Here is a 22,716-nt window from a genome sequence, read left to right as displayed (position 1 = left end):
CGGCCCGGGCCCGCTGTGGCTTCCCGGCGTCCGGGGAGTGGTCGCGTGCGGCGTGCCGTCTCAGAGGGTGCTCCTGCGCGTTCCGCAGGCCCGGGGTAGGGCGGCTAGGAGCGGCCCTTTCCGGCGTTGAGGGCGCGGTAGCCGGCAAAGCATGCGGCCGCCGCACAGAGCACTGCCCCGGTGATCATCGCAGCGTTGCCGCCCGAGGTGAAGGCCATGGAAACGGCCAGAAGCGCAAACAGCACTGCGCCCAGTCCCCAACGGACGGCGGGGCTGGTGCTTGTTGATTCATCGGGATCCAGGCTCACCGTTCCAGCGTAACAAGCTGGAGGCGGCCGTTCCGGAGCCGTGACCTGGCCCGCTGGATTGCAACGCGGTTGTGCTTCCCGGCATGGCGGCGAAGGGAGAAGACTGGTCCCCTAGCGGCGAACCGCCGGCAGACATTTGGGGGCTTTCATGCATGTGCGCAACGGCTTTTCCAGGCTCACGGTACTGATTCTTGTCTTCATGGCCCTGGCCGGCTGCGGCAATGCGCCTGGAGCGCCGCCTCCGGAGGAATCACTCTCCTCCTCCGCCGCTGGAACCCCCACCGGTCCCGTGCCCGGACCGGTGTGCGAGGGCGGACCGCTGGGCTGCAGGCTCTACCGCTCGACCGGCGGCCGGGATGCCACCGGCGACCTCGCGTGGCTCAAAAGCGAGCCCCTTGAAGTTTCCATGGTCTTCGTCAACGGGACCTGGACCGTCGGGGTGAAGACGCCCTGCAACAACCTCGGGGTGGAGGTCAAGGTCGACGGAAACCGCTGGCTCCCGGGCCGGATCATTGCCACGGCAATGGGTTGTCCAGCTACAGAAGGCGGGTACGAAAACTGGACGCATGAGCTCTTCAAACAGCCGGTCACCTGGACGTTGGATGGCCCGACCCTGCTGCTGCGCAACAGCCACGGCACCGTCGAGCTCACCGACTCCGGCCCGCTCACGCACATGTAGCAACCTCGGCTTCGGAAACGCCGACGGCGGCTGGCCCCTTCCGCTGGGAAGATGCCGGCCGCCGTCGTGCCTTTGGGAGGCGCTGGGGACCTAGGCCTTGTGGGCCGGAGCCGTCATGGTGGTGACGTCCAGGGCCTTGTCGAGATCGGCCTCGGAAACCTTGCCTTCGCCTTCGCCGACGAAGCCGAGCTTCTCGGTGGCCTGGCGGATGGTCAGGCCCTCCTTGACGGCGATCTTGGCGATCTTGGCGGCGTTTTCGTACCCGATGTACTTGTTCAGCGGGGTCACGATGGAGGGGGAGGCCTCGGCCAGGAAGCGGGCTCGCTCCACGTTGGCGGTGATGCCGTCGACCATCTTGTCGGCCATGACGCGGCTGGTGTTGGCCAGCAGGCGGATGGACTCGAGCAGGTTGGCGGCCATCACCGGGATGCCGACGTTCAGTTCGAAGGCGCCGTTGGTGCCGGACCAGGCGATGGCGGTGTCGTTGCCGATGACCTGGGCGCAGACCATGATGGAGGCTTCGCAGATGACCGGGTTGACCTTGCCGGGCATGATCGAGGAACCGGGCTGCAGGTCCGGGATAGCGATTTCGCCGAGGCCGGTGTTGGGGCCGGAACCCATCCAGCGGAGGTCGTTGTTGATCTTCATGAAGGAGATCGCGATGTTGCGCAGCTGGCTGGAACCCTCGATCAGGCCGTCGCGGTTGGCCTGGGCCTCGAAGTGGTCGCGGGCCTCGGTGAGCGGCAGGCCGGTGTCGGCGGAGAGCAGTTCGATGACGCGCTCAGGGAAGCCGGCCGGGGTGTTGATGCCGGTGCCGACGGCGGTGCCGCCGAGCGGAACTTCGGCAACGCGGGGGAGCGCCGCGTTGATGCGCTCGATGCCGTAGCGCACCTGTGCTGCATAGCCGCCGAACTCCTGGCCCAGGGTGACCGGGGTGGCGTCCATGAGGTGGGTGCGGCCGGACTTGACGACGTCCTTGAACTCCACGGCCTTGCGCTCCAGCGAGGCAGCCAGGTATTCGAGGGCCGGGATGAGGTCGTTGATGAACGCCGAGGTGGCGGCCACGTGCACCGAGGTGGGGAACACGTCGTTGGAGGACTGCGAGGCGTTCACGTGGTCGTTCGGGTGGACAACCTTGTCGCTGCCCTTGGCGGCCAGTGCACGGGTGGCGAGCTCTGCGATCACTTCGTTGGTGTTCATGTTCGAGGAGGTGCCCGAACCGGTCTGGAAGACATCGATCGGGAAGTCGCCGTCGTACTTCCCTGCAGCAACCTCATCGGCGGCGGCGGCGATAGCCTCGGCGAGCTCATCGTCGAGCACACCCAGTTCGGCGTTGGCCAGTGCGGCAGCCTTCTTCACACGGGCCAGGGCCTCGATGTGGGCACGCTCGAGGGTCTTGCCGGAAATCGGGAAGTTCTCCACGGCGCGCTGCGTTTGGGCACGGTACAAAGCGTTCACGGGAACGCGCACTTCACCCATGGTGTCGTGCTCGATGCGGAACTCAGCATTCGTTTCTTGAGTGGAAGTCATGGGGCTAGCTTATTGCGGGCGGCCGTCCCAGCCGAAACCCGAACGCAAGGCTACGGCGGCGCTGGCAGTGGAAGGGGCGCGCCGCCGTCGGGCCTTAACGCCGTCTGCTAAAGCTGGCCGATTCCGGAAACCAGCGCCGCGCGGCCCTCATCCAGCTTGTAGGAGAGGCCGATGATGGCGGTGCGTCCGTCCTCGATTGCGTCCGAGATCACACGCGAGCTCTCGGCCAGGCGGGCCGCCGTCTGCTTCACGTGCTCCACCACCATGTCGTTGACATCGTGCTGTTCGTTCCGGAGGGAGGTCAGCACCGAAGGGGTGATGCGTTCGACGAGGTCGCGGATGAAGCCGGCTGGCATCGCACCGGTCTCCACGGCGGCCTTGGTCGCGGTCACGGCGCCGCAGCTGTCGTGGCCGAGGATCACGATCAGTGGGACGTGGAGCTGGGAGATGCTGTATTCCAGGGAGCCGAGCACGGCGTCGTCAATCACCTGGCCGGCGGTGCGCACCACGAAGGCGTCGCCCAAGCCGAGATCGAAAATGATCTCTGCGGCGAGGCGGGAATCGGAGCAGCCGAAGATCACCGCAAAGGGATGCTGGTCCTCAATAAGGGACGTACGGCGGGAGGCATCCTGGTTGGGGTGCTGGGATTCGCCGGATACGAAACGCTCGTTGCCTTCGCGGAGTCTGCGCCAGGCAAGGGCGGGAGTCAGGTAGGTAGCCACGCCGCTACTTTACGGGGTGGCGGACGGCGCGGGTGAAACTGTGTCGGCGGACTTTACGACGGCGGCGGCCAATGCGGACATCTCGTCCAGGCTCGCCGGACCGCTCAGGATGATCGTGGTGCCCTTGTATTGCAGAACCATGCTGCGGTTGCCCTTCCCGGCGTCGCGCAGCTCCCAGTCGTGGCCGCCGGCGTTCCGTTTTCCGGTCACGGGGGCGTTGTTCGTCTGCTGCAGCAGCCAGGTGGGGTTGGCCTTGCGGGTCTGGACCAGGCCGACGAATGATTCCTTGGGGGTCAGGAAACCCACTTCCCAAGTGGGCACGCCGCTGCCGCTGCCCGATTCCCAGCGGGCGTAGTTCGGACGAAATGTGTCGCCGGGGTCCGGGGCTACGGGTGTGAATCCCGCCACATCCTTGGCGTTCGCCGCGATGGCGGCGACATCGATGTCCGGACGGTAGCCGTCGCTCTTCGGCGTGGGGTTCATGAGCACGATCGGCAGGAAAGCAAGGACGCAGACCAGAAGCGCGATCACCATGCCGATCACCGAGGCGTTGGCCCGTTTTGCCGCTTTTGCCGCGATAACCGGCTTGACGGCGGACTGTCCGGGGTCCTGGGGACCGGTTGCCTTTTCGTCGCGTACAGACTCGGCAACCGGGGTGTCCTGCTTTTCGCTCACCCTTCAATAGTCCCTCATCCGCGCGGCGAATACACATTCAGGGCGATCAGGGAAGGGCCGTTCCGGGGCGTGGACGCCGCATGGCCGCGCCGTGGCGCCCAGACTATGATCGATTCCAGGGGAAACATCGAAGTTGCCAAGCGGCTGCTCGGGTCCCACGAGTTTCGTCCCATGAGTTCGGTTCCTGAATCGTCATCGAAGAAGAGGTTCACGTGTCTTCAGCAGCAATGTCCCAGCAGTATTCCACGATATCCCCGTCCCTCGCCGTCGGGAGCGATGAGCCGGACCGCAACCTCGCACTGGAACTCGTCCGCGTCACCGAAGCCGCGGCGATCGCCGGTGGCCACTGGGTGGGCTTCGGCGACAAGAACAAGGCCGACGGCGCCGCCGTCGACGCCATGCGTTCGTTCCTTCACTCCGTCCACTTCAACGGCGTCGTGGTCATCGGTGAAGGCGAAAAGGACGAGGCCCCGATGCTGTTCAACGGTGAACGCGTGGGCGACGGCACGGGCCCGGAGTGCGACGTCGCCGTCGACCCCATTGACGGAACCCGCCTGACCGCTCTTGGCATCAACAACGCCCTCGCCGTGCTGGCCGTTGCCGAACGCGGCTCAATGTTCGACCCCTCCGCCGTGTTCTACATGGAGAAGCTGGTCACCGGTCCGGAAGCCGCGGACATGGTCGACCTGCGCCTGCCGGTCAAGCAGAACCTGCACCTGATCGCCAAGGCCAAGGGCGTGAAGGTCAACCAGCTCAACGTCATGATCCTTGACCGCGACCGCCACCGTCCGCTTGTGGAGGAAATCCGCGAAGCCGGCGCGCGCACCAAGTTCATCATGGACGGCGACGTCGCCGGTGCCATCGCCGCGGCCCGTGCCGGAACCGGCGTCGACGCCCTGATGGGCATTGGCGGCACCCCCGAAGGCATCGTCGCCGCCTGTGCGATCAAGTCCCTGGGCGGCGTGATCCAGGGCCGGCTGTGGCCCACCAGCGACGAAGAGAAGCAGAAGGCCATCGACGCCGGCCACGACCTCGAGCGCGTGCTGTCCACGAACGACCTCGTCACCAGCGACAACTGCTACTTCGCCGCCACCGGCATCACCGACGGCGACCTGCTGCGCGGCGTCCGCTACCAGAAGGACCGCGTGGTGACGCAGTCGATCGTGATGCGCTCCAAGTCCGGTACCGTCCGCTTCGTCGACGCCGAGCACCACGCCAGCAAGTGGGAAGGCTACGCCCGCAAGAACTAAGGCTCCCGCTCCCTGAGCGCGAACGTACAGTTGAGGCCCCGAAATCGGCGATTCCGGGGCCTCAACTGTACGTTCGCGCCGGAGCTCGGACCTGTGCCTGTGGATAACCTCCTTCGGCCCCGCCGGACGGGTCACACTGAGGCATGCCACGAAAGCCCTTGCCCGATGCTTTGCAGTCCGGATCTTTCACCGCGGCCTCCGCGAGGGAGCTTGGCTTCGGTCGGAAACGCCTTCGGCAGCCTGATCTTTTCATCCCATCGCGCGGAATCCGGCTCCCCCTGTACGGCGCTTCGGAACCTTCCGCGAATCTCCGTGCCTACACCGGCCTGGACGGTTCGTCGGTGGTTACTCATCACTCCGCCGTTCACGTGTGGGACGGCAGCCTGCCCGGCAGAATGCAGTCTGATTGGCGAATCCACGTGGCGCGTGGCCGCAACGACGGCAAACCAAGACGCCGGAATGTGGTCGGTCACCGGATGACATTCCTGCCGGGCGAGGTGCTGGTGCGTGACGGCGTTCGGGTCACTTCGCCTGCCAGGACGTGGCTGGATCTGGCAGCATTGTTGGACGTTGACGAGTTGATCGCTCTCGGAGACTCTTTCGTAGTCAGCCATGACGAGGAACATCCGCGACCGAAAACGGCGATAACCACCATTGAGGAGCTTCGGCGGATGATGGCTGCGCACCCCGGAATGCGCGGAATAAGGACTGCCCGTTTGGCCCTGCCCGACATAAAGGTGGGTGCCGACTCTTCCCAGGAAACCAGGATGCGGCTCATCCTTTCGAGATCCCGTCTTGGAGAACCGGTGCTGAATCAGATCATCCGGAACAGCTGGGGACAAGCTGCGGTATGGCCCGACGCCGCCTATCCGGATAGCCGGATCGCCCTCCAGTACGATGGCGGCCACCATGGCGAATCCACACAGTACCTGCGCGACATCAAGCGGCAGGCAACAACGGAGAGACTGGGCTGGCGGGAAATTCGCGTCAGCAAAGATGACCTTGAAGGCGACAGGCCGTTCCTGCTCGAGAAAGTCCGTGCAGCCCTGGGCGCGGCTCCGTTGAGGGACGCACGAACGTACAGTTGAGGCCCCGAAATCGCCGAAAACGGGGCCTCAACTGTACGTTCGCGCGGAGGACGCCCGAGGCTAGCGGAGCTTGTCCCGCATCTTGCGGGCCAGTTGGTAGGCGCCGTATCGCAGTTTGTTGACCGGCAGGTCCCAGGTTCCCGGGTACGCCACCTCGCGCCCACCGAAGGACTTCTTGAACGCGGTGAAGCCCGCCCATTTGTGGTCGGGCTGGTCCTCGGGTGCGACGCCCCACAGGTCCACGTGCTTCAGGCCCCGCTCCTTGGCATCGGCCATGAGGGTGACCAGCAGCGGGATCCCGGCGCTGAGCTTGCGGCGGCTGTCGTCCAGCGCGGCGTGCGCGTAGGTGCGCGTGTCTGCGGAGTCGTAGGCAAATGCCGCGGCGATCGGAGCGCCGTCGAGTTCGGCGATGAACAGGGTGCCCGCGCCGGCAGGCAGCAGGGACTCAGCCACGGTGCCCAGATAGTCATCGCTCTGCGGCTTGAATCCGTTGCGGGCTGCCGTCATGTGGAGGAAGTCCAGCAGCACCGAGATCTCGGCGGGGTCCTGGGAGGAACGGAAAGTGACGCCCTTCTTGTGGATGTTCCGGTACAGGTTCCGGTTGGTGGGCTTCATGCCGGCCAGGACGTCCTTGAAGTCGCCCTCAAGGTCCACGATCCAGCTCAGCTCGGGCTGCTGGTTTGCCGGTGCCGGCTGCATGCCCCGGGCCCGCAGCAGCGCCGGCGCCTCGTCCACGCCGAAACCCGCGCTCACTGGTTCGAGGCGCACGAAGACCGCCCCGCTGCGGCGGGCGATGCCGCGCAAGGCGGCCAGGGCGGCGTCGAACGCTTCAACAGACTCGGCCACCGGGCCGTAGGGCGCGTAGAGGACCTTGCCGGCCGGGTTCTTCTCCTCCACGGCGAGGAAATGCCAGCCCGGGCCTGACTGCTCGTGGACCGTCCGGCCGAGGGCGCGCTGGACGTCGGCCCAGGCGGGGCTTTGCAGGAAAAACTCCATGGCTCAGCTTTCCAGGCTCGTGGTGATGGCGAACGCCACGCTGCTCGCTGACGCACCGGACTCGGCGTGCACCATGACAGGATCCTCCGCCGCCGGGACGAAGGCGCTGCCGCCGCGCGCCAGCCGCAGTTCGCTCTTGGGAGAGTCGAGCAGCACGGCACCCGCAACCACCACGACGACGGCGGGCCCGGACTGCGCGAGCGGCACCGGTTCCGCCCCGGGAGCCAGCTCGATGCGCTGGAGCCGGAATTCGCGGAACGGCGGGACATAGAGTTCCTGGCCGAGCCCGGAGGTGACAGCCGCAACCCGCGGAACGCCGATCGGCGCGAAATCCACGGTTTTCATCAGTTCCGGAATGTCAATGTGCTTGGGGGTGAGGCCGCCGCGCAGCACGTTGTCCGAGCTCGCCATGACCTCCACGCCGAGGCCCTTCAGGTATGCATGGATGTTTCCGGCCGGCAGGTAGATCGCCTCCCCGGGGGCCAGGGACACAAGGTTCAGCATCAGCGAGATCAGCACTCCGGGGTCGCCAGGGTACTCCTTGCCGATCCCGATCATTGCCGAGAGCGCGGTGGCGTGCGGGCCCAGGGAGTCGGCCACGCCGCGATCCGCGGCGTTGACGGCGGCCGCGGCCACGACGCTGGAAACCGCGCTGGAAACCGCGTCGGAAACGGCATCCCCGCCGGAGATGAGGGCGCTGAATGCACCTCCGAGCGCCTCGGATTCATCCGGCTTGGAGAGTTCGGTGATGACGTTCCGGAGCACGGCAGTGGCAGCCCCGGAGGCTTCCACCAGGCCGGCCAGGTGGACGAAGATGGCCCTCGATTCCGCGGCCGGACGGAAACCGCACAGGGCCTGGAAGGGCGTGAGGGCGAAGATCATCTCGGGCTTGTGGTTGTCGTCCCGGTAGTTGCGCTCGGGAGCGTCGGGGCCGATACCGGCGGCGTTCTCCCTTGCAAAGCCTTCCTTGGCCTGTTCAAGGCTCGGGTGCACCTGCAGGGAAAGCGGCTTCTCCGCGGCCAGGAGCTTGCCGAGGAACGGCAGCCGCGGACCGAACTCGGCCACGCTGGCCGCCCCGAGGAAGTGCTCCGGGTCTTCGGCGATCAAGGCGTCCAGGGGCACCTTCGAGGATCCCGCACGGCTGGCGAGCGACGGTGACCCGGGATGAGCGCCAATCCACAACTCGGCCTCCGGGCCGCCCGAGGCTGTGGTGCCCAACAGGGCGGAGATCGCCGTCGTCGAGCCCCATGCGTAGGGGCGCAGGACGTTCTCAAGCTGGTACACGGGCAGGGATCCTTGTCACTGAAGGGACTGTCACTGAAGGGACCGTCACGGAAGGGACTGTCGCTGAAAGGAGGGACTACAGGGGGCGGCACTGGCCGTTGTTGGCCAAGAGCTGTTCAAGCGTCGCATAGTCCTGGATGTCGTAGAGCGAATTCAGGTACGCGGCCGTGATCGGCTGGCCGTCCGGACGGGTGGTCACCGGGGTGAAATCACCGGGCGGCGTCTCCGCAGCCACCCGGGCCGGGACACCGCCCGCTTGGGGGCCGCTGCCGGGGGCGGACTGCCCGACGCCGGCAAGAGAGTCTTCCTGCACAGCGCCGGCCTTGGGGCCCGCCTTGGATTGGAGCAGTTTGCGGACGCGTTCATGGATGACGTTGAAGTCCGGCGCGGTGGAGAAACCGGCGTCGAAGTCCGGCGGGCCGATGGTGAGGCGGGATACCGGCTGGCTCTTGGATTTGATGGCCAGGTCCACGAAGCTGCCAAGCTGGGCGGAGGAAATGTTGGATTCCACTACCTTGGTACCGGCGTTGGCGATCGCTTCGAACTTGGACAGCAGCGTGGCCGGATCCAATTGCTTGAGCATGGCCTGTTGCACGCACTGCTGGCGGGAAATCCGGGCGAAGTCGTCAACGTTCTCGCGGGAACGGCTGTACCACTGGGCCTGGAAGCCGTTGAGCTTCTGTTCGCCCGCGGGGATCCAACCGTCCGGCTTGACGTGGCGGTTGTCGCTGCCCGGAAGCATGGGGCCGCTGATGGGCACCCAGCCGCCGGCCTTGATGCGGATGCCGCCCATGGCGTCGATCAGCTTGGAGAAGCCATCCATGTCCACCACCACGTAGGCCTGGATGGTGATGCCGAGGGTTCCGGAGACGGCTTCCATGGTGGCCTGCGCCCCGGGATCGGCAACGCCAGGGTACAGGTTCGTGTACTTGTTGCTGACCTCGGTGTTGATGGCGTTGATGAGGCACTCGTTGCCGCAGTTGTAGCCGTCGGGGTAGATCTTGCGCATCGGGGAGCCCTCGCTGAACCGGGCGTTCTGGAGGTTGCGCGGCACCGAAATGATCGCGCTTGCGCCCGTCTCGGCGTCGACGCTCATGACCGAAAGGCTGTCCGGGCGCCGGCCGGTGCGGCCGTCACCTGCGTCGCCGCCCATCATGAGGAAGTTGTAGCGTCCGTCCACGGGCTCCAGCGCCGGGCCGTTTGCGAAGATGCTGCCGATGGCGTTCCGGCCCACGTTCAGCACGTAGGCGAAGTAGCTTAGGGTGCCGCTGCTGAGCACCAGGGAGAACACCAGCGCAACGGCCACAATCGGCCGCATGCCCGGGGCCAGGAGCACCGGGCGGATGATCCTGAAGGTGTTCACGAAAAGCAGGGCCCAGCCGGCGGCGAGGGCCACCAGGAGGACGATCAGCACGAGGGACGCCACCGGATGCGTGAACAGGGCCAGCAGGAGCGAGCGGTTGAACAGTGCCAGGACCAGCAACAGGAGCGCCAGCGCCCAGACCGTGAAAGTGACCCGAAGCGCGATGCGGCCCAGTTTCCGGTCACCTGCCACCACCTGCGCGCTGCCCGGCAGGAGCAGTGTCATCAGGATCAGGACGAAGGCGCGCTTGGTCCGCACAGGCGCACTCGCCGAGGCCGGGAACCGGACCGGGTCAGTGAGCGTCGCTGTGGTGGTGAGCTGCTTCGGGCTGGTCTGGCTGCTGGCCTGGCTCCTGTTCATCGGCGAGGCCTCCCTTAGTGGCTGCTCCGGGCGGACACGTTGTCCTGGGAGAACACTTCGGCGACTTTGTCGCGCAGTTTGGCGCCCTTGGCCGAAGCCACGTTGTTCAGTTCCCGCGCGAATTCCAGGAGCTCACCTTGAAGCCGGGCGGCAAGTTCATCGTTGCCGGACGCGAGCACACGCACCGCAAGCAGGCCGGCGTTGCGTGCGCCGCCGATTGACACAGTGGCCACCGGAACGCCGGCAGGCATCTGCACGATGGAGAGCAGGGAGTCCATGCCGTCAAGGGTCTTCAACGGCACGGGCACGCCGATGACGGGCAAGGGGGTGACGGAAGCAAGCATGCCTGGCAGGTGCGCTGCGCCGCCGGCTCCGGCGATGATCACCCGGATGCCGCGCTCGTGGGCGGTCTGCCCGTAGCGGATCATTTCGGTGGGCATCCGGTGGGCGGAGACGACGTCGGCCTCAAACGGGATGCCGAATTCGGCAAGCGCGTCCGCGGCGGCTTCCATGACGGGCCAGTCGGAGTCCGAGCCCATCACGAGGCCTACGATCGGGGCGGCGTTCTGTGCACTCATGCGGTCTCCTCGGGGAATTCAGCCGGCACACGGCCGTCACGGATGATGCCGGCCACCACGGTTGCGCGGCGGCGGATGGTGTCGAGTTCGGCGACGGAATCGCCCACGAGGTTGACGTGGCCGATCTTGCGGCCGGCGCGCACGGATTTGCCGTAGCAGTGCACCTTCGCGGCAGGCTCGTAGGCAAGGGCCTGCGGGTAGGCACTGAACAGGTCCTGGTTCTCGCCGCCCAGGAAGTTCTTCATCACGGCGACCGAGCCCAGCACGTCGGTGGCCCCCAAGGGAAGGTCCAGGACGGCGCGCAGGTGCTGTTCGAACTGGCTGGTGACGGAACCGTCCTGGGTCCAGTGGCCCGTGTTGTGCGGACGCATCGCCAGCTCGTTGATCAGGAAGCCGACGCCGACTCCCGGGGTTTCGAAGAGCTCGGCGGCCATGACGCCGGTGACGCCGAGTTCTTCGGCGATCCGCAGCGCGGCCTCTTCCGCGGCGGCGGCCACTTCGACAGGGATGTCCTGTGCCGGTGCGATGACTTCGTCGCAGACGCCGTCCACCTGGACGGTGTGGGCCACGGGCCAGGCGCGTGATTCGCCGCCCGGGGTCCTGGCCACCAGCGCGGACAGTTCGCGGCTGAAGTCCACCTTCGCTTCGGCCAGCAGCGGGCTCATGGCGTCGAACCAGCCGGCGGTCTCCTCGGCCTCGGCGGGGGAGTGCACGATGCGGACACCCTTGCCGTCGTAGCCGCCGCGCGGGGTCTTCAGGACCACGGGCCAGCCGGTTTCGGTGCCGAAGTCCACGAGCTCGGCGATGGTGTGCACCGCGGCCCACGTCGGGTTGGGCAGGCCGAGGCGGTCGATGGCCGCCCGCATGACCAGCTTGTCCTGGGCATGGACCAGGGCGTCCGGGCCGGGTTGGACGTTGACTCCGGCGTCGATGAGCGCACGCAGGTGCTCGGTGGGGACGTGCTCGTGGTCGAATGTCATCACGTCCAGGCCCTTGGCAAACTCCAGGAGGGCGTCCAGGTCCTTATAGTCACCGACCGGTGCGGTTGCTACCGCGCGGGCCGCCGAGACGTCCTCGCCTTCGGCGAGAACACGGAGCTCGAAACCTAGGGCAGTTGCTGCCGGGGCCATCATTCGTGCGAGCTGGCCGCCGCCAACAACGCCAATAACAGGAAAAGTCACAGGGTTTAGCCTACCGAACAGCAGGCCGGATACGGGATTCCATGCCGCCCGGGGCAGCGCATGACGGGGCGGAAAGGAGCCTCCGGGCACACTCTTTGCAGCTTGTGCCAAGGAAACGGCGCTAAAATGGTGCTTCGGCCCGTCGGCCCCAATTCACCAGGCCATGGAGGGTCATGATCAACACACTTGCAGATCGCATTCGCGGCTTTGCCTCGCTCTTCTGGCGTGAGGTGGCCAAGTTCGGCGCTGTCGGCGGTGTGGCGTTCGTCATCGACAACGGGCTCACGTACTACCTGATGCACGGACCCATGTCCGACAGCCCGTCCAAGGCGCGCTTCGTCGGCGCGCTCCTGGCCACCATCTTCTCCTGGGTCGCCAACCGTTTCTGGACTTTCCGGCACCGCCGACAGGACAACGTGCTCCGGGAATTCGTGATGTTCGCCATCATCAACGGCATCGGCATCGGCATCTCCACCGGCTTCACGTTCATCGCCAACTACTGGCTGCACATCACCGACAAGAACCTGCTGTTTGCGGCGGGCGTCTTCGGCATCCTCGTAGCCACGGTGGTCCGCTTCTTCGCCTACCGCTTCCTCGTGTTCAACCAGGAACTCGACGAAGAACCGGAGTTCTCCCACGACCACGAACTCATCGAGCTCCACCACAAGGCCAAAGCCGAGGCGGACCAGGCCAGCGACCCGGAATCCCTCAAACGCCGCTGACGCGTTCGTTCTTCAGGAGGTGCTCCGTCACCTCGACGTCCGGGTGCACCAGCACGATCGAGCCTCCGCGGTCCCAGCAGCCGAGGGCCTCAGCCAGGGCGGCATCCAGTCCGTCCGCGGCGCGCACCAGTATGCGCGCACCCTCATCGGCTACCGTCCCGTTTTCTTCGTCGCCGGCCGCAGCCGGTCCTGCCGCAGCGAACCCGGTCAGCAGTTCACCGTGGCTGAAGCCCCGGCCGGGAAGACGCAACGCGGACAGGCCCGGTTCCGGTTCCGAGTAAGGCATGAACACATCGCCGTGGGAGCGCACCTCCGCCGCGTAGTCCAGCACGCCGGGCGGCAGTGTTCCCGGCCAACGCATGGCGAGCGCGGCAAGCGGGACGGCGACGACGGCCTCGAAACCGGCGGCGGTTCCGCCGCCGGCGGTGTCCCCGGACCCGCCGTCCCCTGACGCGGCGTCCCCGGGACTGGACGTGGCGAGCAGGTCCGCCGGGCCGCCGTCGAGCACCAGCTCCATGCCCAGCTGCCAGGCCGCCAGTGCCCACACGAGCGACTTCCAGTGGGCCGGCAGCTCAAGGCGCAGTGAAATGCCCGGCCCGGCGTCGAGCTCGTCCTGAAGGAGGTTGGCCGTCTTCGCCACCCAGTTGTCCAGAACGCGGCCGGAGAGTTCGATCCGTTCGGAGTCAGGGCCGTACCAGGTCAGGCGGGGCGAGGTGGCGTGGCCGGAGCGAAGCGCAGTCATCAAGTTCATTGCCGGGATGCTCATGGCTAAATCTTCCCACGGGGCGGACAGGTGCGCGCCGGGGATCCGGACGCTGCGGTGGCTGTGATTTGCGCCACTCGCCTCCCGTTGGGCGGACGCGCGAAGCAATCCGTCATCCGCGGAAATTCAATGAAAGTTTGCATTAACTGCAACCCTGCTTCCGATTTCGCGGCGCCGCGCGGATCGGACGGAAAAATCCCGGGCGTGGCGCGGCGCGCCACGCGGGCATGTGGTGATTATTATCCCGGCGCGGCTTGACGCCCCGGTAGTTACACGCGTGTAATTAGAAATCAATCGCCGCTGCGCAGTTATCGCGTACACACCGAGTGCCGGACCATCAGGCAGCGGCTGCAACATCAGGAGGGACGCCATGGGGCAAGCGTTGAGAATCCAGGAAGATGCAGCCGTCGCAGGAATTGCGTCGGTGAAATACCGTTCGAGGGAAGTTCCGGGCGATTGGTACGTGGATCCTGCTGATCCTGCCGCGGCGGAACGGTACCTCGAGGCGACGAGGGAGTCGCTGGAGGACCAGGCGACGGCGCTGCTGGCCGAACACGAAGCACAGGAAAATGAGGGCCTGCTGGGCGACGACGGCACGGACGGCCTCGACGACCCGCCCATGGAGCTCCACCGGCCGGCCAGTTCACCGGCCCAGCCGCTGTGGATCGGTCTTCCGGGCCTGGCCGATTTCGACGACGAGGGCGAATTGGGATGGCAGGGCGACGCGCTCTGCGCCCAGACGGACCCCGAAGCATTCTTCCCCGAAAAGGGCGGGTCGACCCGCGATGCGAAGAAGGTCTGCGGCGCGTGCAACGTCCGCGCACAATGCCTTGAATACGCACTGGCCAACGACGAGCGGTTTGGCATCTGGGGCGGGCTCTCAGAGCGGGAGCGCCGGCGGTTGAGGAAGCGAGCGGTCTGATTCTCGAAGCGGTACACGTTACTGCCGTTGTGGTTTCCCGCAACGGTGCTAGCTATCTCCCCAGAACCCTGGCGGCTCTGCTGGACCAGACGCGTCCGGCAGATGCCGCCATTGGTGTTGATACAGGCTCGCACGACAACTCGGCAGCACTGCTGGAGCGGGTGCTGGGCAAGGCCAATGTCACAACGTTCAGCCAACCGAAGGCCGGGTTCGGCGGTGCCGCCAAGGCAGGCCTCGCCGCCTTGGCCCCGGCCAAAGGAACATCCTCGGAATGGATCTGGCTGCTGCACGACGACGCCGCTCCGGCACCGGAGGCCCTCGCTGAGCTGCTGCTCGCCGTCGAACGCGCGCCCTCTGTCACCGTGGCCGGCTGCAAACAGCTGGACTGGGACGCCGAACGCCGCCTGATCGACGCAGGCCTGTCCACGAGCCGCTGGGCCGAACGGCTGACCCTCATCGACGCCGACGAACTCGACCAGGGCCAGTACGACGGCCGCACGGACACGTTCGCCGTCAACTCTGCGGGGATGCTGGTCCGCCGGGATGTCTGGGAACAGATGCAGGGTTTCGACCCCGCGCTGCCTGGCGTCGGCGACGACGTCGACCTTTGCTGGCGCAACTGGCTGGCCGGAAACCGCGTGGTGGTGGTCCCTTCGGCACGCATGTACCACGTGGACGGCCGCCCGGAAGCCCTGGCCAATCCGGTGGCCGCCCGCAAGGCGCAGATCCACCTGCGGCTCAAGCACTGCCCGGCGTGGGCCGTGCCCCTGCACGCGGGAGGGGCGCTGCTCGGCAGCATCCTGCGTTTTGTCCTCAGCATCCTGGTCAAGGAACCGGGCCGCGGCCTGTCCCAGCTCGGAGCCACCGTGGCCGGCCTCATCCGGCCCGCGGCACTGCTCCGGGCCCGGAGGACCGCCGCGCAGACCCGCCGGGTGCGCCGTTCAGTCATCCGCAGCCTGCAGACACCCCGCCGGGAAGTCTGGGCACACCGGCGTTCCTTGGTTGAAGCCTTGGGTGTGGACGAGGAAGAGGATGTCTCGCCGGAACGGCTGTCCCAGGACCTGCTGCACAGCGAGCCAAACGGGGACGCCGGGGACGACTTCGCTGCCCTTGCCACCAAGGAGCGCGGCTGGATCGGCACCGGAGCCATCGCCGCCGGTGCCATCGCCTTGGTTGCGTCCGTGGCGGGCCTGCTGGGCGTGTTCGGTGCATCCGCGGTCACCGGGGGCGCACTGCTTCCGCTCTCCACGGATCCGGCGGCAATCTGGCGCACCGCCTCCAGTTGGTGGATCGGCCTCGGTGCCGGCCTGCCCGGCCATGGCGATCCTTTCGCGTATGTGCTCTGGCTGCTTTCCGTCATCGGCGGCGGCAGCGGAAACGGGGCGATGGGCTGGCTGCTGCTGTTGGCCATGCCCCTGTCCGCTCTCGGCGCCTGGTTTGCCGCCGGCGCCTTGACCGGCCTGCGCCGCTTCCGCTTCATCGCCGCCCTGTTGTGGGCAGCCGCACCGGCGTTGCAGGTGGCCCTGAACCAGGGACGGGCAGGAGCGCTGCTGGCCCATGTGATGATGCCGCTGCTGCTTCTGGCCCTCCTCCGGGCAACCGGCTCGGCCCGGGGCCGCAGCGGAGTGGCCGGCAGGCACGCGCAGCGTGCCATCGCCAGGGACCGGGTGCCGGGCACGGTTCCTGCGAAAGAGCTCCCAGGCAAGCCCGGAAGCAACGGCACGCCGTCCTGGACGGCCGCGGCTGCCGGGGGACTGGTCCTGGCCGTCGTGACCGCCTGTGCGCCGTCGCTGTTCCTGCCGCTTGCGCTCCTGATCGTCCTCTGCGGGCTCCTCCTGGGCCGCCGCGGGCGGACCGTCTGGTGGGCGCTGCTTCCGGCTGTTGCGTTGTTGCTGCCGTTCGGCATCTCCGTGCTGGACCGCCCCCGTGCCTTGCTTGCGGACCCCGGCGTGCCGCTGGGCTCCCGCGCGGCTCCGCTCTGGCAGCAGCTGCTCGGCCGGCCTTTGGAATTCATGCCCGACGGCGGCCTGGCGAACCTTCCGCTGTTCGGCCCCTCGGAGGTGCCCTGGGCGCTGCTGCTGGCTTTGCTGACCGGCGCACCGCTGCTGATCCTGGCTGTGGCCGCGCTCTTCGTGCCCGGCCGGCGGACCAGGGTGACCCGCATGCTGTGGTTGGCGGCGGTCCTGTTGCTGGCATGGTCCTGGGCGTCGGGGCACATTGCCACGGCCCTGGCGGGCAACACACTCGTTACGCCGTTCAGCGGTCCCGCCGTCTCCGCTGCGGCCTGCGCCTTGCTCGGTGCCGCACTGGCCGGAGCCGATAACCTGCTCCGTTTTGCCGGCCGGCGCCCCGCCGGTGCAGCCGGAAGCTTCACTTCCGGGCGCGCCGCGGTGCTTCCCTGGCTTTCGGGGCTGGCAACGGCGCTGCTGGTGGCAGGTCCCCTCGCCGGGATGGCGGTGTGGGCCACGCAGAACGCCTTGCCCGATTCGGGCACCGGTTACAGCCCTGCGGCGCTGGGCACGGCGCGCTTGATCCAGCCCGCCGCTGAGCGCACCTTGCCGGCCACCGCTGTCGACCATGGCCGGGGCCCGGAGAGCAGCAACACCCTTGTCATCACCCCCGACGAACAGGGCGGATACACCTCGGCCCTGATGCGCGGCGCCGGAACCACCCTGGACTCGCTGTCCACGATCGCGGCAGCCCGGCAGATCAGCGGGCCTCCCGGGAAAGAGCAGGTCCGGGGGGACGACGACGCCACGGCCTCGATCCGGACCGCCGTCGCCACCATCGTGGCCGGTACCGGGGTCGACCCTCGGCCCGCCCTGGAACAGCTGGGTGCCGGCTTCGTGGTCCTGAAGGCCACGGACGCCGCCGCGCAGCTGACCGCGAACAGAATCGACGCCGTGCCCGGCCTGGTGGCCGTCGGCCAGACCGACGCCGGCTGGCTGTGGCGGATCACCCCGCTTAGCGACGCGGCTGCCCAGGATGCCGAAACCGCCCACCGCGCCCGGATCATCAACCCCAAGGGCGCCGTGGCGGCCTTGCTGCCGTCATCGGGGAACAACGTGGACGCATCGGTTCCGGACGGACCCGAAGGCCGGAAGCTGGTGCTCGCCGAACGGTTCGACCCGGGATGGACAGCGTGGCTGGACGGGCGCCGCCTTACCGCCACCGCCTCCGGCTGGGCCCAGTCCTTCACCTTGCCCGCGCGCGGCGGCGAACTCGATGTCCGCTACCTCAGCCCGTGGGAGCCATGGCTGGGGGCCCTCCAGGCGGTGGTGATCGGCCTGACGGCGCTTTTGGCCATTCCGATGCCTGCCCGGCGTCCAAAGCCCGCCCGGACCACCCAGGAACGCGGCCGGGAACAGCATGCCGCCACCAAGGAGCGCAGCAGTGTCTAAGGAGAACAGGACCGAAGCCCGCAAAGCCGCAGTGAAGAAAGCCGCAGTGAAGAAAGCCGCAGTGAAGAAAGCCGCAGTGAAGCCCGGAAAGAAGCGGCAAAGCCGCGGGATCGTGGGCGGATTGCTTTCCGCCGGTCTCCTCCTTGCAGGGGGAGCCGGCCTGGTCTCCGCGGCGTCGGTCCTCCCGCAACCCGCCGGAAGCAGGACGCTGCAGGCAGGCCTGTCCGACGTTCCGGCAGGGCTCAGCACGATGGTGTGCCCCGGCCCGGCCGTGCTGCCCGAAGGAACGGCCGCCGGCACCGATGCCCAATTCAGCCCGGTCTCGCGGACGGCAAAAAACAGGCTGGACGCCCTGGTGCTCAGCGACGGCACGGGGGTCCTGCCAGGAAGCCGGGTGGCGGGCCTGGACGGCAGCGCTGCCAGGACCGTCTCGGAAGCACCGAAGGGAACCCCCGCGCCCGCGCCCGGGCCGCCGGCGCTCAAAGCCGCAACGGTCGGGCAAGCCGCGGCCAAGGTCACCGTGCTCGACGCCGCACCCGCGGGCGAACAGCAGGCAGCGATGGCCGCCGTCGGGAGCTACTCGGCGCAGGACGGTGACCTGCGCGGCCTCGCGGCAGCCCAATGCCAGCAGCCTTCGAACGATTTCTGGCTCCTCGGAGCGGACACGACGGTGGGGCGCACGGCATTGCTTAACCTCAGCAACGCCTCGGGGACGCCAGCCACGGTCAACCTTGAACTTCTGGGTGCGAAGGGACGGATCCAGTCGCCCGGAAGCCGCGGGCTCCTGGTTTCGCCGCACAGCAGCCGCACCATCAACCTCGCCGGCCTCGCCTCGAACGAGGAGCGCCTCTCCGTGCACGTGCGCAGCAGCGGTGGTCCGGTGGCGGCAACAGTCCAACAGAGCGTGCTGCGCGGCCTTGTCTCCGGCGGTGTGGAGCATCTGGCACCGGGCGCGGGGCCGGCAGATTCCCAGGTGATGGCCGGAGTTGTCATCCAGGACCCAAAAACCATCAAGGCGCTCAGCGGCAAGAGCGGTTTTGCGGACGCAGTGCCTGCCCTGGAAATCACCGTCCCCGGGGCTGCTGACGCCGTCCTGGACGTCAAGCTCTTCGGAGCGAACGGGCAACAGGTCTTGCCAGGTGGCGGAGCGTTGACCGCCAAGGCAGGATCAGTCAGCGAACTTGCCCTCACCGGCGTCCCTGCAGGGACCTACACCGTGAGCGTCACCTCGGATGTGCCATTTGCCGCGGCTGTCCGGATGCTCGGGAATCCGGGTGAATCGGCCCCCATGGACTTTGCCTGGTCGCCGGCCGCTGTCCGTCTCGGCAGCCAGCACGTGGTGGCCGTGCCCCAAGGCGGGCGCCGTTACCTGAGTTTCGGTGTCCCGGACGGCAGGGCCACCGTGAGCTACACTCCCGTGACGGTCGACGGCAAGCTCGGCAAGGCCGAGTCCGTGGACATCGCGGGAGGAACGACGACGGTCATCGGCGTTCCGGACACGGCCAAGGGACCGGCGGTGATCGGCTATGTCGTGACCGCCTCAGGTGACCCGGCCTACGGGGCCGTGCTCCTTGGCGAACAAAAGGGCCCCGGGATCTCGGTGGTGTCCATCCAGCAGGGAGCTCTGGGCCATGAGAAGGTCGCGGTGACCCTGGGCTACTGAGAAACCTGGGCTGCTAAGGAACCCTTGGGCTGCTGAGCACCCGCCGTCCGCCGGCCTACTGGTAGCGGCGGCGGTAGACCGGATCCAGGGACTCGGGCGGGACACCAAGGTACTCGGCGGTGTATTCAACCACCACGTCATGGATGAGGTCCTGAAGGTCTTCCCGGCCGCCGGCGGTGTGCTCCACCACGCGGCGGTACACGGTGATGAGCGGACCTTCCGTGCCGGTGGCCCTGCTGCAGGCACCCAGTGGTGCGGCTCCGCCCTCGGCAACCAGCTGCTCGAGGTTCGGCGGGATTTCCTCCACGGCAAAGGACACACCGCTGAGCTGCTGGCCCCACATGTCCTGGAGCCGTTCCGCCGAGTCCAGGACCATGTCATCAAAGCGTTCGGCCCTGCTGCGGTAGCCCGGAAGAGTTGGAAGCATGACTTCGCCGCGCTGCCCCCGGCCATGACGGTTCCGCCGGCGCTGCCTGAAGCTGCGCACCGGAGAGCCGGAAGGGCTGCCGCCGGCTTCGCCCAGGCTGATCGTGAAGCCCGGGCTGTGGTGCTGTGACTGCATACATCGACTTTAGTCCCCATCGGCTCCCAAATCTCGCTCCGCTTCGATTCGGGGCCCTCGCCGACGTGGGCCCAGGCGGCTCCTAAATCTCGCTCCGCTTCGATTCGGGGCCCTCGCCGACGTGGGCCCAGGCGGCTCCCAAATCTCGCTCCGCTTCGATTCGGGGCCCTCGCCGACGTGGTGGGCCCTGTCAAGGCAATGCGACATAATCCGCGCCAGGCGGCCAATGCGCCGCGTGTCGTCCTGCACCGGCTAATCTGGGATGTTGTGGGTGCTATTCGCCAATGTTCCAGGTCAGCCTGCCGCCAGTCCGCGGTGGCCACGCTGACGTACGTTTATGCCGAGTCCACGGCTGTGCTGGGGCCGTTGGCGATGTACGCCGAGCCGCATTCGTACGACCTGTGCACCCAGCACGCAGGCTCCTTGACGGTGCCGCGTGGCTGGGAAGTACTGCGTCTTGCGATGCCTTCCACTCCGCCCGAACCCGGTCCCGACGACCTGTTGGCCCTGGCGAACGCCGTCCGCGAAGCCGCCGCCGCGCCGGACGTTTCCGAACAGCGGACCGCACGGCACGCCGTCGAACCTCCGCTCGTCGAGGGGACCCGCCGCGGGCACCTGCGCATCTTGCGTGAGCCTTCCTGAGGCGTAAAGTCAATCGTCCGCTCTGTGGCCGGGCTGTACGCTGGAAGCTGCACATCCGGTCCGCCACCGGCACCCACGAGATGGTGCCTTCCAGGGAGCTTCAGCCATGCCAAAAGTCAGTCCTGAACTGTTGTCCATTCTGCGTTGCCCGGTCACCGGCTCAGCGCTGGTCCAGGAAGGCGAAGAACTGGTAGCGGCCGAGGCGGACGCCACCGGCAAGAATCCCCGCTACACCATCCAGGACGGCATCCCGCTGCTGCTCCCGCCGGAACTGCTGGCCGCGGCGGACTCCGCCGGATCCGCCCAGCACGACGCTCCCCGCAAAGCCTGACCCGCCAGCCGTTCCAGCCGTAACCGGTTCTACCTAAGGACATCCATGACTTTCGACTTCAAGGTTGCCGACCTTTCCCTGGCCGAGGCAGGCCGCCACCAGATCCGCCTCGCCGAACATGAAATGCCGGGCCTGATGTCCCTGCGCGCCGAATTCGGCCCGAGCCAGCCGCTCAAAGGCGCCCGGATCGCAGGATCGCTGCACATGACAGTGCAGACCGCCGTGCTCATCGAGACCCTGACCGCACTGGGCGCGGAAATCCGCTGGGCTTCCTGCAACATCTTCTCCACCCAGGACGAAGCCGCTGCCGCCGTCGTCGTCGGCACCGGCACCCCGGAGAACCCGCAGGGCGTGCCCGTGTTTGCCTGGAAGGGCGAAACCCTGGATGAGTACTGGTGGACCGCCGAGCAGATCCTCACCTGGCCCGGTGCCGACAGCAACCCGGAGCTGGGCCCCAACATGATCCTCGACGACGGCGGCGACGCCACGCTGCTGCTGCACAAGGGCGTCGAGTTCGAGGCCGCCGGTGCCGTCCCGGAAGCCACCGACGACGACCCCGAAGAGTACGCGCTGATCCTCGGCGTGCTGCGCGCAGCCCTCGCCAAGGACCCGCAGAAGTGGACCCGCATCGCCGCCGGCATCCGCGGCGTCAGCGAAGAGACCACCACCGGGGTCCACCGCCTCTACCAGCTCGCTGAACAGGGCAAGCTGCTGTTCCCGGCGATCAACGTCAACGACTCCGTCACCAAGAGCAAGTTCGACAACAAGTACGGCATCCGCCACTCCCTGCCGGACGGCATCAACCGTGCCACCGACGTTCTGATCGGCGGCAAGGTCGCCGTCGTCTGCGGCTACGGCGACGTCGGAAAGGGTGCCGCGGAAGCGCTCCGCGGCCAGGGTGCCCGCGTGATCGTCACCGAAATCGACCCCATCTGTGCGCTGCAGGCCGCCATGGACGGCTACCAGGTGGCCCGCCTCGGAACGGTGCTGGAACAGGGTGACATCTTCATCACCACCACCGGCAACAAGGACGTCATCATGGCCGAGGACATGGTGCGCATGAAGAACAAGGCGATCGTGGGCAACATCGGCCACTTCGACAACGAGATCGACATGGCCGGCCTGGCCAAGGTTGGCGGGGTCAAAAAGGTCGAGATCAAGCCGCAGGTCCACGAGTGGGTCTTCGACGCCGGCACCGGCGCCGAACGCTCCATCATCGTGCTCTCCGAAGGCCGCCTGCTGAACCTGGGCAACGCCACGGGCCACCCGTCCTTCGTGATGAGCAACTCCTTCGCCAACCAGACGATCGCCCAGATCGAGCTGTGGACCAAGCGCGACCAGCCCGAAGGCGAACGCGAATACGACAACCAGGTCTACGTGCTGCCGAAGATCCTCGACGAGAAGGTCGCCCGCCTGCACCTGGACGCCCTCGGCGTCGAACTGACCGAACTCAGCAAGGAACAGGCCGAATACCTGGACCTTGACGTGGCAGGCCCGTACAAGCCGGAGCACTACCGCTACTAATCCCCGCCACCTCCCTTGCTTCGCTGCGCTCACCAAGGGAACCCGGGCGGCGTGGGCCCAACCGCCACCTCCCTTGCTTCGCTGCGCTCACCAAGGGAACCCGGGCGGCGTGGGCCCAACCGCCACCTCCCTTGCTTCGCTGCGCTCACCAAGGGAACCCGGGCGGCGTGGG

At 67.3% G+C, this 22,716-nt stretch carries 21 protein-coding genes; 10 read left to right on the top strand and 11 right to left on the bottom strand.

What is annotated here, in order from left to right; genetic code table 11:
* Nucleotides 1-104: 104 nt before the first annotated feature.
* Nucleotides 105-308, bottom strand: coding sequence for a hypothetical protein (locus ACNQPB_RS11720; RefSeq protein WP_498751841.1), 204 nt, complete (start codon nt 306-308; stop codon nt 105-107).
* A gap of 148 nt (nt 309-456) precedes the next feature.
* Between ACNQPB_RS11720 and ACNQPB_RS11715 the strand changes: the two genes are divergently transcribed.
* Nucleotides 457-987, top strand: coding sequence for an META domain-containing protein (locus ACNQPB_RS11715; protein ID WP_498751839.1), 531 nt, complete (start codon nt 457-459; stop codon nt 985-987).
* Nucleotides 988-1,077: 90 nt separating this feature from the next.
* Here ACNQPB_RS11715 and ACNQPB_RS11710 read toward each other — a convergent pair whose 3' ends face one another.
* The 3 genes from ACNQPB_RS11710 to ACNQPB_RS11700 all read right to left on the bottom strand — a co-directional run bounded on the left by ACNQPB_RS11710 (nt 1,078) and on the right by ACNQPB_RS11700 (nt 3,914).
* Nucleotides 1,078-2,517: a class II fumarate hydratase gene (locus tag ACNQPB_RS11710; RefSeq protein WP_498751837.1), complete on the bottom strand. Its 1,440-nt coding sequence runs from the start codon at nt 2,515-2,517 to the stop codon at nt 1,078-1,080.
* Nucleotides 2,518-2,624: 107 nt separating this feature from the next.
* Nucleotides 2,625-3,239 carry a carbonic anhydrase gene (locus tag ACNQPB_RS11705; RefSeq protein ID WP_498751835.1) on the bottom strand — a complete coding sequence of 205 codons (615 nt, stop codon included), beginning with the start codon at nt 3,237-3,239 and terminating at the stop codon, nt 2,625-2,627.
* Between the two features lie 9 nt (nt 3,240-3,248).
* The gene (locus ACNQPB_RS11700) at nt 3,249-3,914 is read right to left on the bottom strand and encodes a DUF4245 domain-containing protein (protein ID WP_498751833.1); all 666 of its coding nucleotides are present in this window, start codon (nt 3,912-3,914) and stop codon (nt 3,249-3,251) included.
* Nucleotides 3,915-4,141: 227 nt separating this feature from the next.
* Here ACNQPB_RS11700 and glpX point away from each other — a divergent pair, with 227 nt between their 5' ends.
* Together glpX and ACNQPB_RS11690 are read left to right on the top strand one after the other, a co-directional pair.
* A complete protein-coding gene (gene glpX, locus ACNQPB_RS11695; protein WP_498752204.1) occupies nt 4,142-5,164 on the top strand; it encodes a class II fructose-bisphosphatase in 1,023 nt (340 codons plus the stop codon).
* Between the two features lie 341 nt (nt 5,165-5,505).
* The gene (locus ACNQPB_RS11690) at nt 5,506-6,252 is read left to right on the top strand and encodes an endonuclease domain-containing protein (protein ID WP_498751831.1); all 747 of its coding nucleotides are present in this window, start codon (nt 5,506-5,508) and stop codon (nt 6,250-6,252) included.
* Between the two features lie 60 nt (nt 6,253-6,312).
* On the opposite strand, the gene ACNQPB_RS11685 is transcribed toward ACNQPB_RS11690, so the two are convergent.
* The 5 genes from ACNQPB_RS11685 to ACNQPB_RS11665 all read right to left on the bottom strand — a co-directional run bounded on the left by ACNQPB_RS11685 (nt 6,313) and on the right by ACNQPB_RS11665 (nt 12,014).
* A complete protein-coding gene (locus tag ACNQPB_RS11685; protein ID WP_498751829.1) occupies nt 6,313-7,248 on the bottom strand; it encodes a lipid II:glycine glycyltransferase FemX in 936 nt (311 codons plus the stop codon).
* Nucleotides 7,249-7,251: 3 nt separating this feature from the next.
* Complete coding sequence (manA, locus tag ACNQPB_RS11680) at nt 7,252-8,532, bottom strand: mannose-6-phosphate isomerase, class I (protein WP_498751827.1); 1,281 nt, start codon at nt 8,530-8,532, stop codon at nt 7,252-7,254.
* Nucleotides 8,533-8,608: 76 nt separating this feature from the next.
* A complete protein-coding gene (locus tag ACNQPB_RS11675) occupies nt 8,609-10,255 on the bottom strand; it encodes an LCP family protein (protein WP_498751825.1) in 1,647 nt (548 codons plus the stop codon).
* Between the two features lie 14 nt (nt 10,256-10,269).
* Complete coding sequence (gene purE / locus ACNQPB_RS11670) at nt 10,270-10,833, bottom strand: 5-(carboxyamino)imidazole ribonucleotide mutase (protein ID WP_498751823.1); 564 nt, start codon at nt 10,831-10,833, stop codon at nt 10,270-10,272.
* Nucleotides 10,830-12,014 carry a 5-(carboxyamino)imidazole ribonucleotide synthase gene (locus ACNQPB_RS11665; protein ID WP_498751821.1) on the bottom strand — a complete coding sequence of 395 codons (1,185 nt, stop codon included), beginning with the start codon at nt 12,012-12,014 and terminating at the stop codon, nt 10,830-10,832. Before ACNQPB_RS11665 ends, purE begins: the two co-directional genes overlap by 4 nt.
* Before the next feature lie 173 nt (nt 12,015-12,187).
* Here ACNQPB_RS11665 and ACNQPB_RS11660 point away from each other — a divergent pair, with 173 nt between their 5' ends.
* Nucleotides 12,188-12,736 carry a GtrA family protein gene (locus ACNQPB_RS11660; protein ID WP_498751819.1) on the top strand — a complete coding sequence of 183 codons (549 nt, stop codon included), beginning with the start codon at nt 12,188-12,190 and terminating at the stop codon, nt 12,734-12,736.
* Here ACNQPB_RS11660 and ACNQPB_RS11655 read toward each other — a convergent pair.
* A complete protein-coding gene (locus ACNQPB_RS11655) occupies nt 12,723-13,502 on the bottom strand; it encodes a TIGR03089 family protein (RefSeq protein ID WP_498751817.1) in 780 nt (259 codons plus the stop codon). The two genes, ACNQPB_RS11660 and ACNQPB_RS11655, sit on opposite strands and share 14 nt — an antisense overlap.
* 367 nt (nt 13,503-13,869) lie before the next feature.
* On the opposite strand from ACNQPB_RS11655, the gene ACNQPB_RS11650 reads away from it, so the two are divergent.
* The 3 genes from ACNQPB_RS11650 to ACNQPB_RS11640 are packed head-to-tail and all read left to right on the top strand — an operon-like array spanning nt 13,870 to nt 19,485.
* Nucleotides 13,870-14,421 carry a WhiB family transcriptional regulator gene (locus tag ACNQPB_RS11650; RefSeq protein ID WP_498751816.1) on the top strand — a complete coding sequence of 184 codons (552 nt, stop codon included), beginning with the start codon at nt 13,870-13,872 and terminating at the stop codon, nt 14,419-14,421.
* Nucleotides 14,422-14,450: 29 nt separating this feature from the next.
* On the top strand, nt 14,451-17,822 hold the full coding sequence (locus ACNQPB_RS11645) for a glycosyltransferase family 2 protein (RefSeq protein WP_498751815.1): 3,372 nt from the start codon (nt 14,451-14,453) through the stop codon (nt 17,820-17,822).
* Nucleotides 17,815-19,485, top strand: a complete 1,671-nt coding sequence (locus ACNQPB_RS11640; protein ID WP_498751813.1) for a DUF5719 family protein — start codon at nt 17,815-17,817, stop codon at nt 19,483-19,485. The genes ACNQPB_RS11645 and ACNQPB_RS11640 overlap by 8 nt, the downstream gene beginning before the upstream one ends.
* A gap of 55 nt (nt 19,486-19,540) precedes the next feature.
* Here the strand turns inward: ACNQPB_RS11640 and ACNQPB_RS11635 are convergent, their stop codons facing one another.
* On the bottom strand, nt 19,541-20,047 hold the full coding sequence (locus tag ACNQPB_RS11635; RefSeq protein ID WP_498751811.1) for a metallopeptidase family protein: 507 nt from the start codon (nt 20,045-20,047) through the stop codon (nt 19,541-19,543).
* Between the two features lie 267 nt (nt 20,048-20,314).
* Here ACNQPB_RS11635 and ACNQPB_RS11630 point away from each other — a divergent pair, with 267 nt between their 5' ends.
* From ACNQPB_RS11630 to ahcY, 3 genes are all read left to right on the top strand, one after another.
* Nucleotides 20,315-20,689, top strand: a complete 375-nt coding sequence (locus ACNQPB_RS11630) for a DUF3499 domain-containing protein (protein WP_498751809.1) — start codon at nt 20,315-20,317, stop codon at nt 20,687-20,689.
* A gap of 106 nt (nt 20,690-20,795) precedes the next feature.
* Nucleotides 20,796-21,020 carry a hypothetical protein gene (locus ACNQPB_RS11625; RefSeq protein WP_498751807.1) on the top strand — a complete coding sequence of 75 codons (225 nt, stop codon included), beginning with the start codon at nt 20,796-20,798 and terminating at the stop codon, nt 21,018-21,020.
* Between the two features lie 45 nt (nt 21,021-21,065).
* Nucleotides 21,066-22,544 carry an adenosylhomocysteinase gene (gene ahcY, locus ACNQPB_RS11620; protein WP_498751805.1) on the top strand — a complete coding sequence of 493 codons (1,479 nt, stop codon included), beginning with the start codon at nt 21,066-21,068 and terminating at the stop codon, nt 22,542-22,544.
* Nucleotides 22,545-22,716 lie beyond the last annotated feature (172 nt).

It is taken from the genome of Curtobacterium sp. LFS079, assembly GCF_047977865.1.
In the GTDB taxonomy this organism is placed as follows: Bacteria; Actinomycetota; Actinomycetes; order Actinomycetales; family Micrococcaceae; genus Arthrobacter.
This window is presented reverse-complemented; position numbering and strand designations above follow the sequence as displayed.

Bases quoted from the DNA above. Each gene is read 5' to 3' on its own strand.
- ACNQPB_RS11715 (WP_498751839.1), top strand. From the start codon at position 457: ATGCATGTGCGCAACGGCTTTTCCAGGCTCACGGTACTGATTCTTGTC.
- ACNQPB_RS11710 (WP_498751837.1), bottom strand. From the start codon at position 2,517: ATGACTTCCACTCAAGAAACGAATGCTGAGTTCCGCATCGAGCACGAC.
- glpX (WP_498752204.1), top strand. From the start codon at position 4,142: ATGTCCCAGCAGTATTCCACGATATCCCCGTCCCTCGCCGTCGGGAGC.
- ACNQPB_RS11685 (WP_498751829.1), bottom strand. From the start codon at position 7,248: ATGGAGTTTTTCCTGCAAAGCCCCGCCTGGGCCGACGTCCAGCGCGCC.
- ACNQPB_RS11675 (WP_498751825.1), bottom strand. From the start codon at position 10,255: ATGAACAGGAGCCAGGCCAGCAGCCAGACCAGCCCGAAGCAGCTCACC.
- purE (WP_498751823.1), bottom strand. From the start codon at position 10,833: ATGAGTGCACAGAACGCCGCCCCGATCGTAGGCCTCGTGATGGGCTCG.
- ACNQPB_RS11660 (WP_498751819.1), top strand. From the start codon at position 12,188: ATGATCAACACACTTGCAGATCGCATTCGCGGCTTTGCCTCGCTCTTC.
- ACNQPB_RS11655 (WP_498751817.1), bottom strand. From the start codon at position 13,502: ATGAGCATCCCGGCAATGAACTTGATGACTGCGCTTCGCTCCGGCCAC.
- ACNQPB_RS11650 (WP_498751816.1), top strand. From the start codon at position 13,870: ATGGGGCAAGCGTTGAGAATCCAGGAAGATGCAGCCGTCGCAGGAATT.
- ACNQPB_RS11635 (WP_498751811.1), bottom strand. From the start codon at position 20,047: ATGCAGTCACAGCACCACAGCCCGGGCTTCACGATCAGCCTGGGCGAA.
- ACNQPB_RS11625 (WP_498751807.1), top strand. From the start codon at position 20,796: ATGCCAAAAGTCAGTCCTGAACTGTTGTCCATTCTGCGTTGCCCGGTC.
- ahcY (WP_498751805.1), top strand. From the start codon at position 21,066: ATGACTTTCGACTTCAAGGTTGCCGACCTTTCCCTGGCCGAGGCAGGC.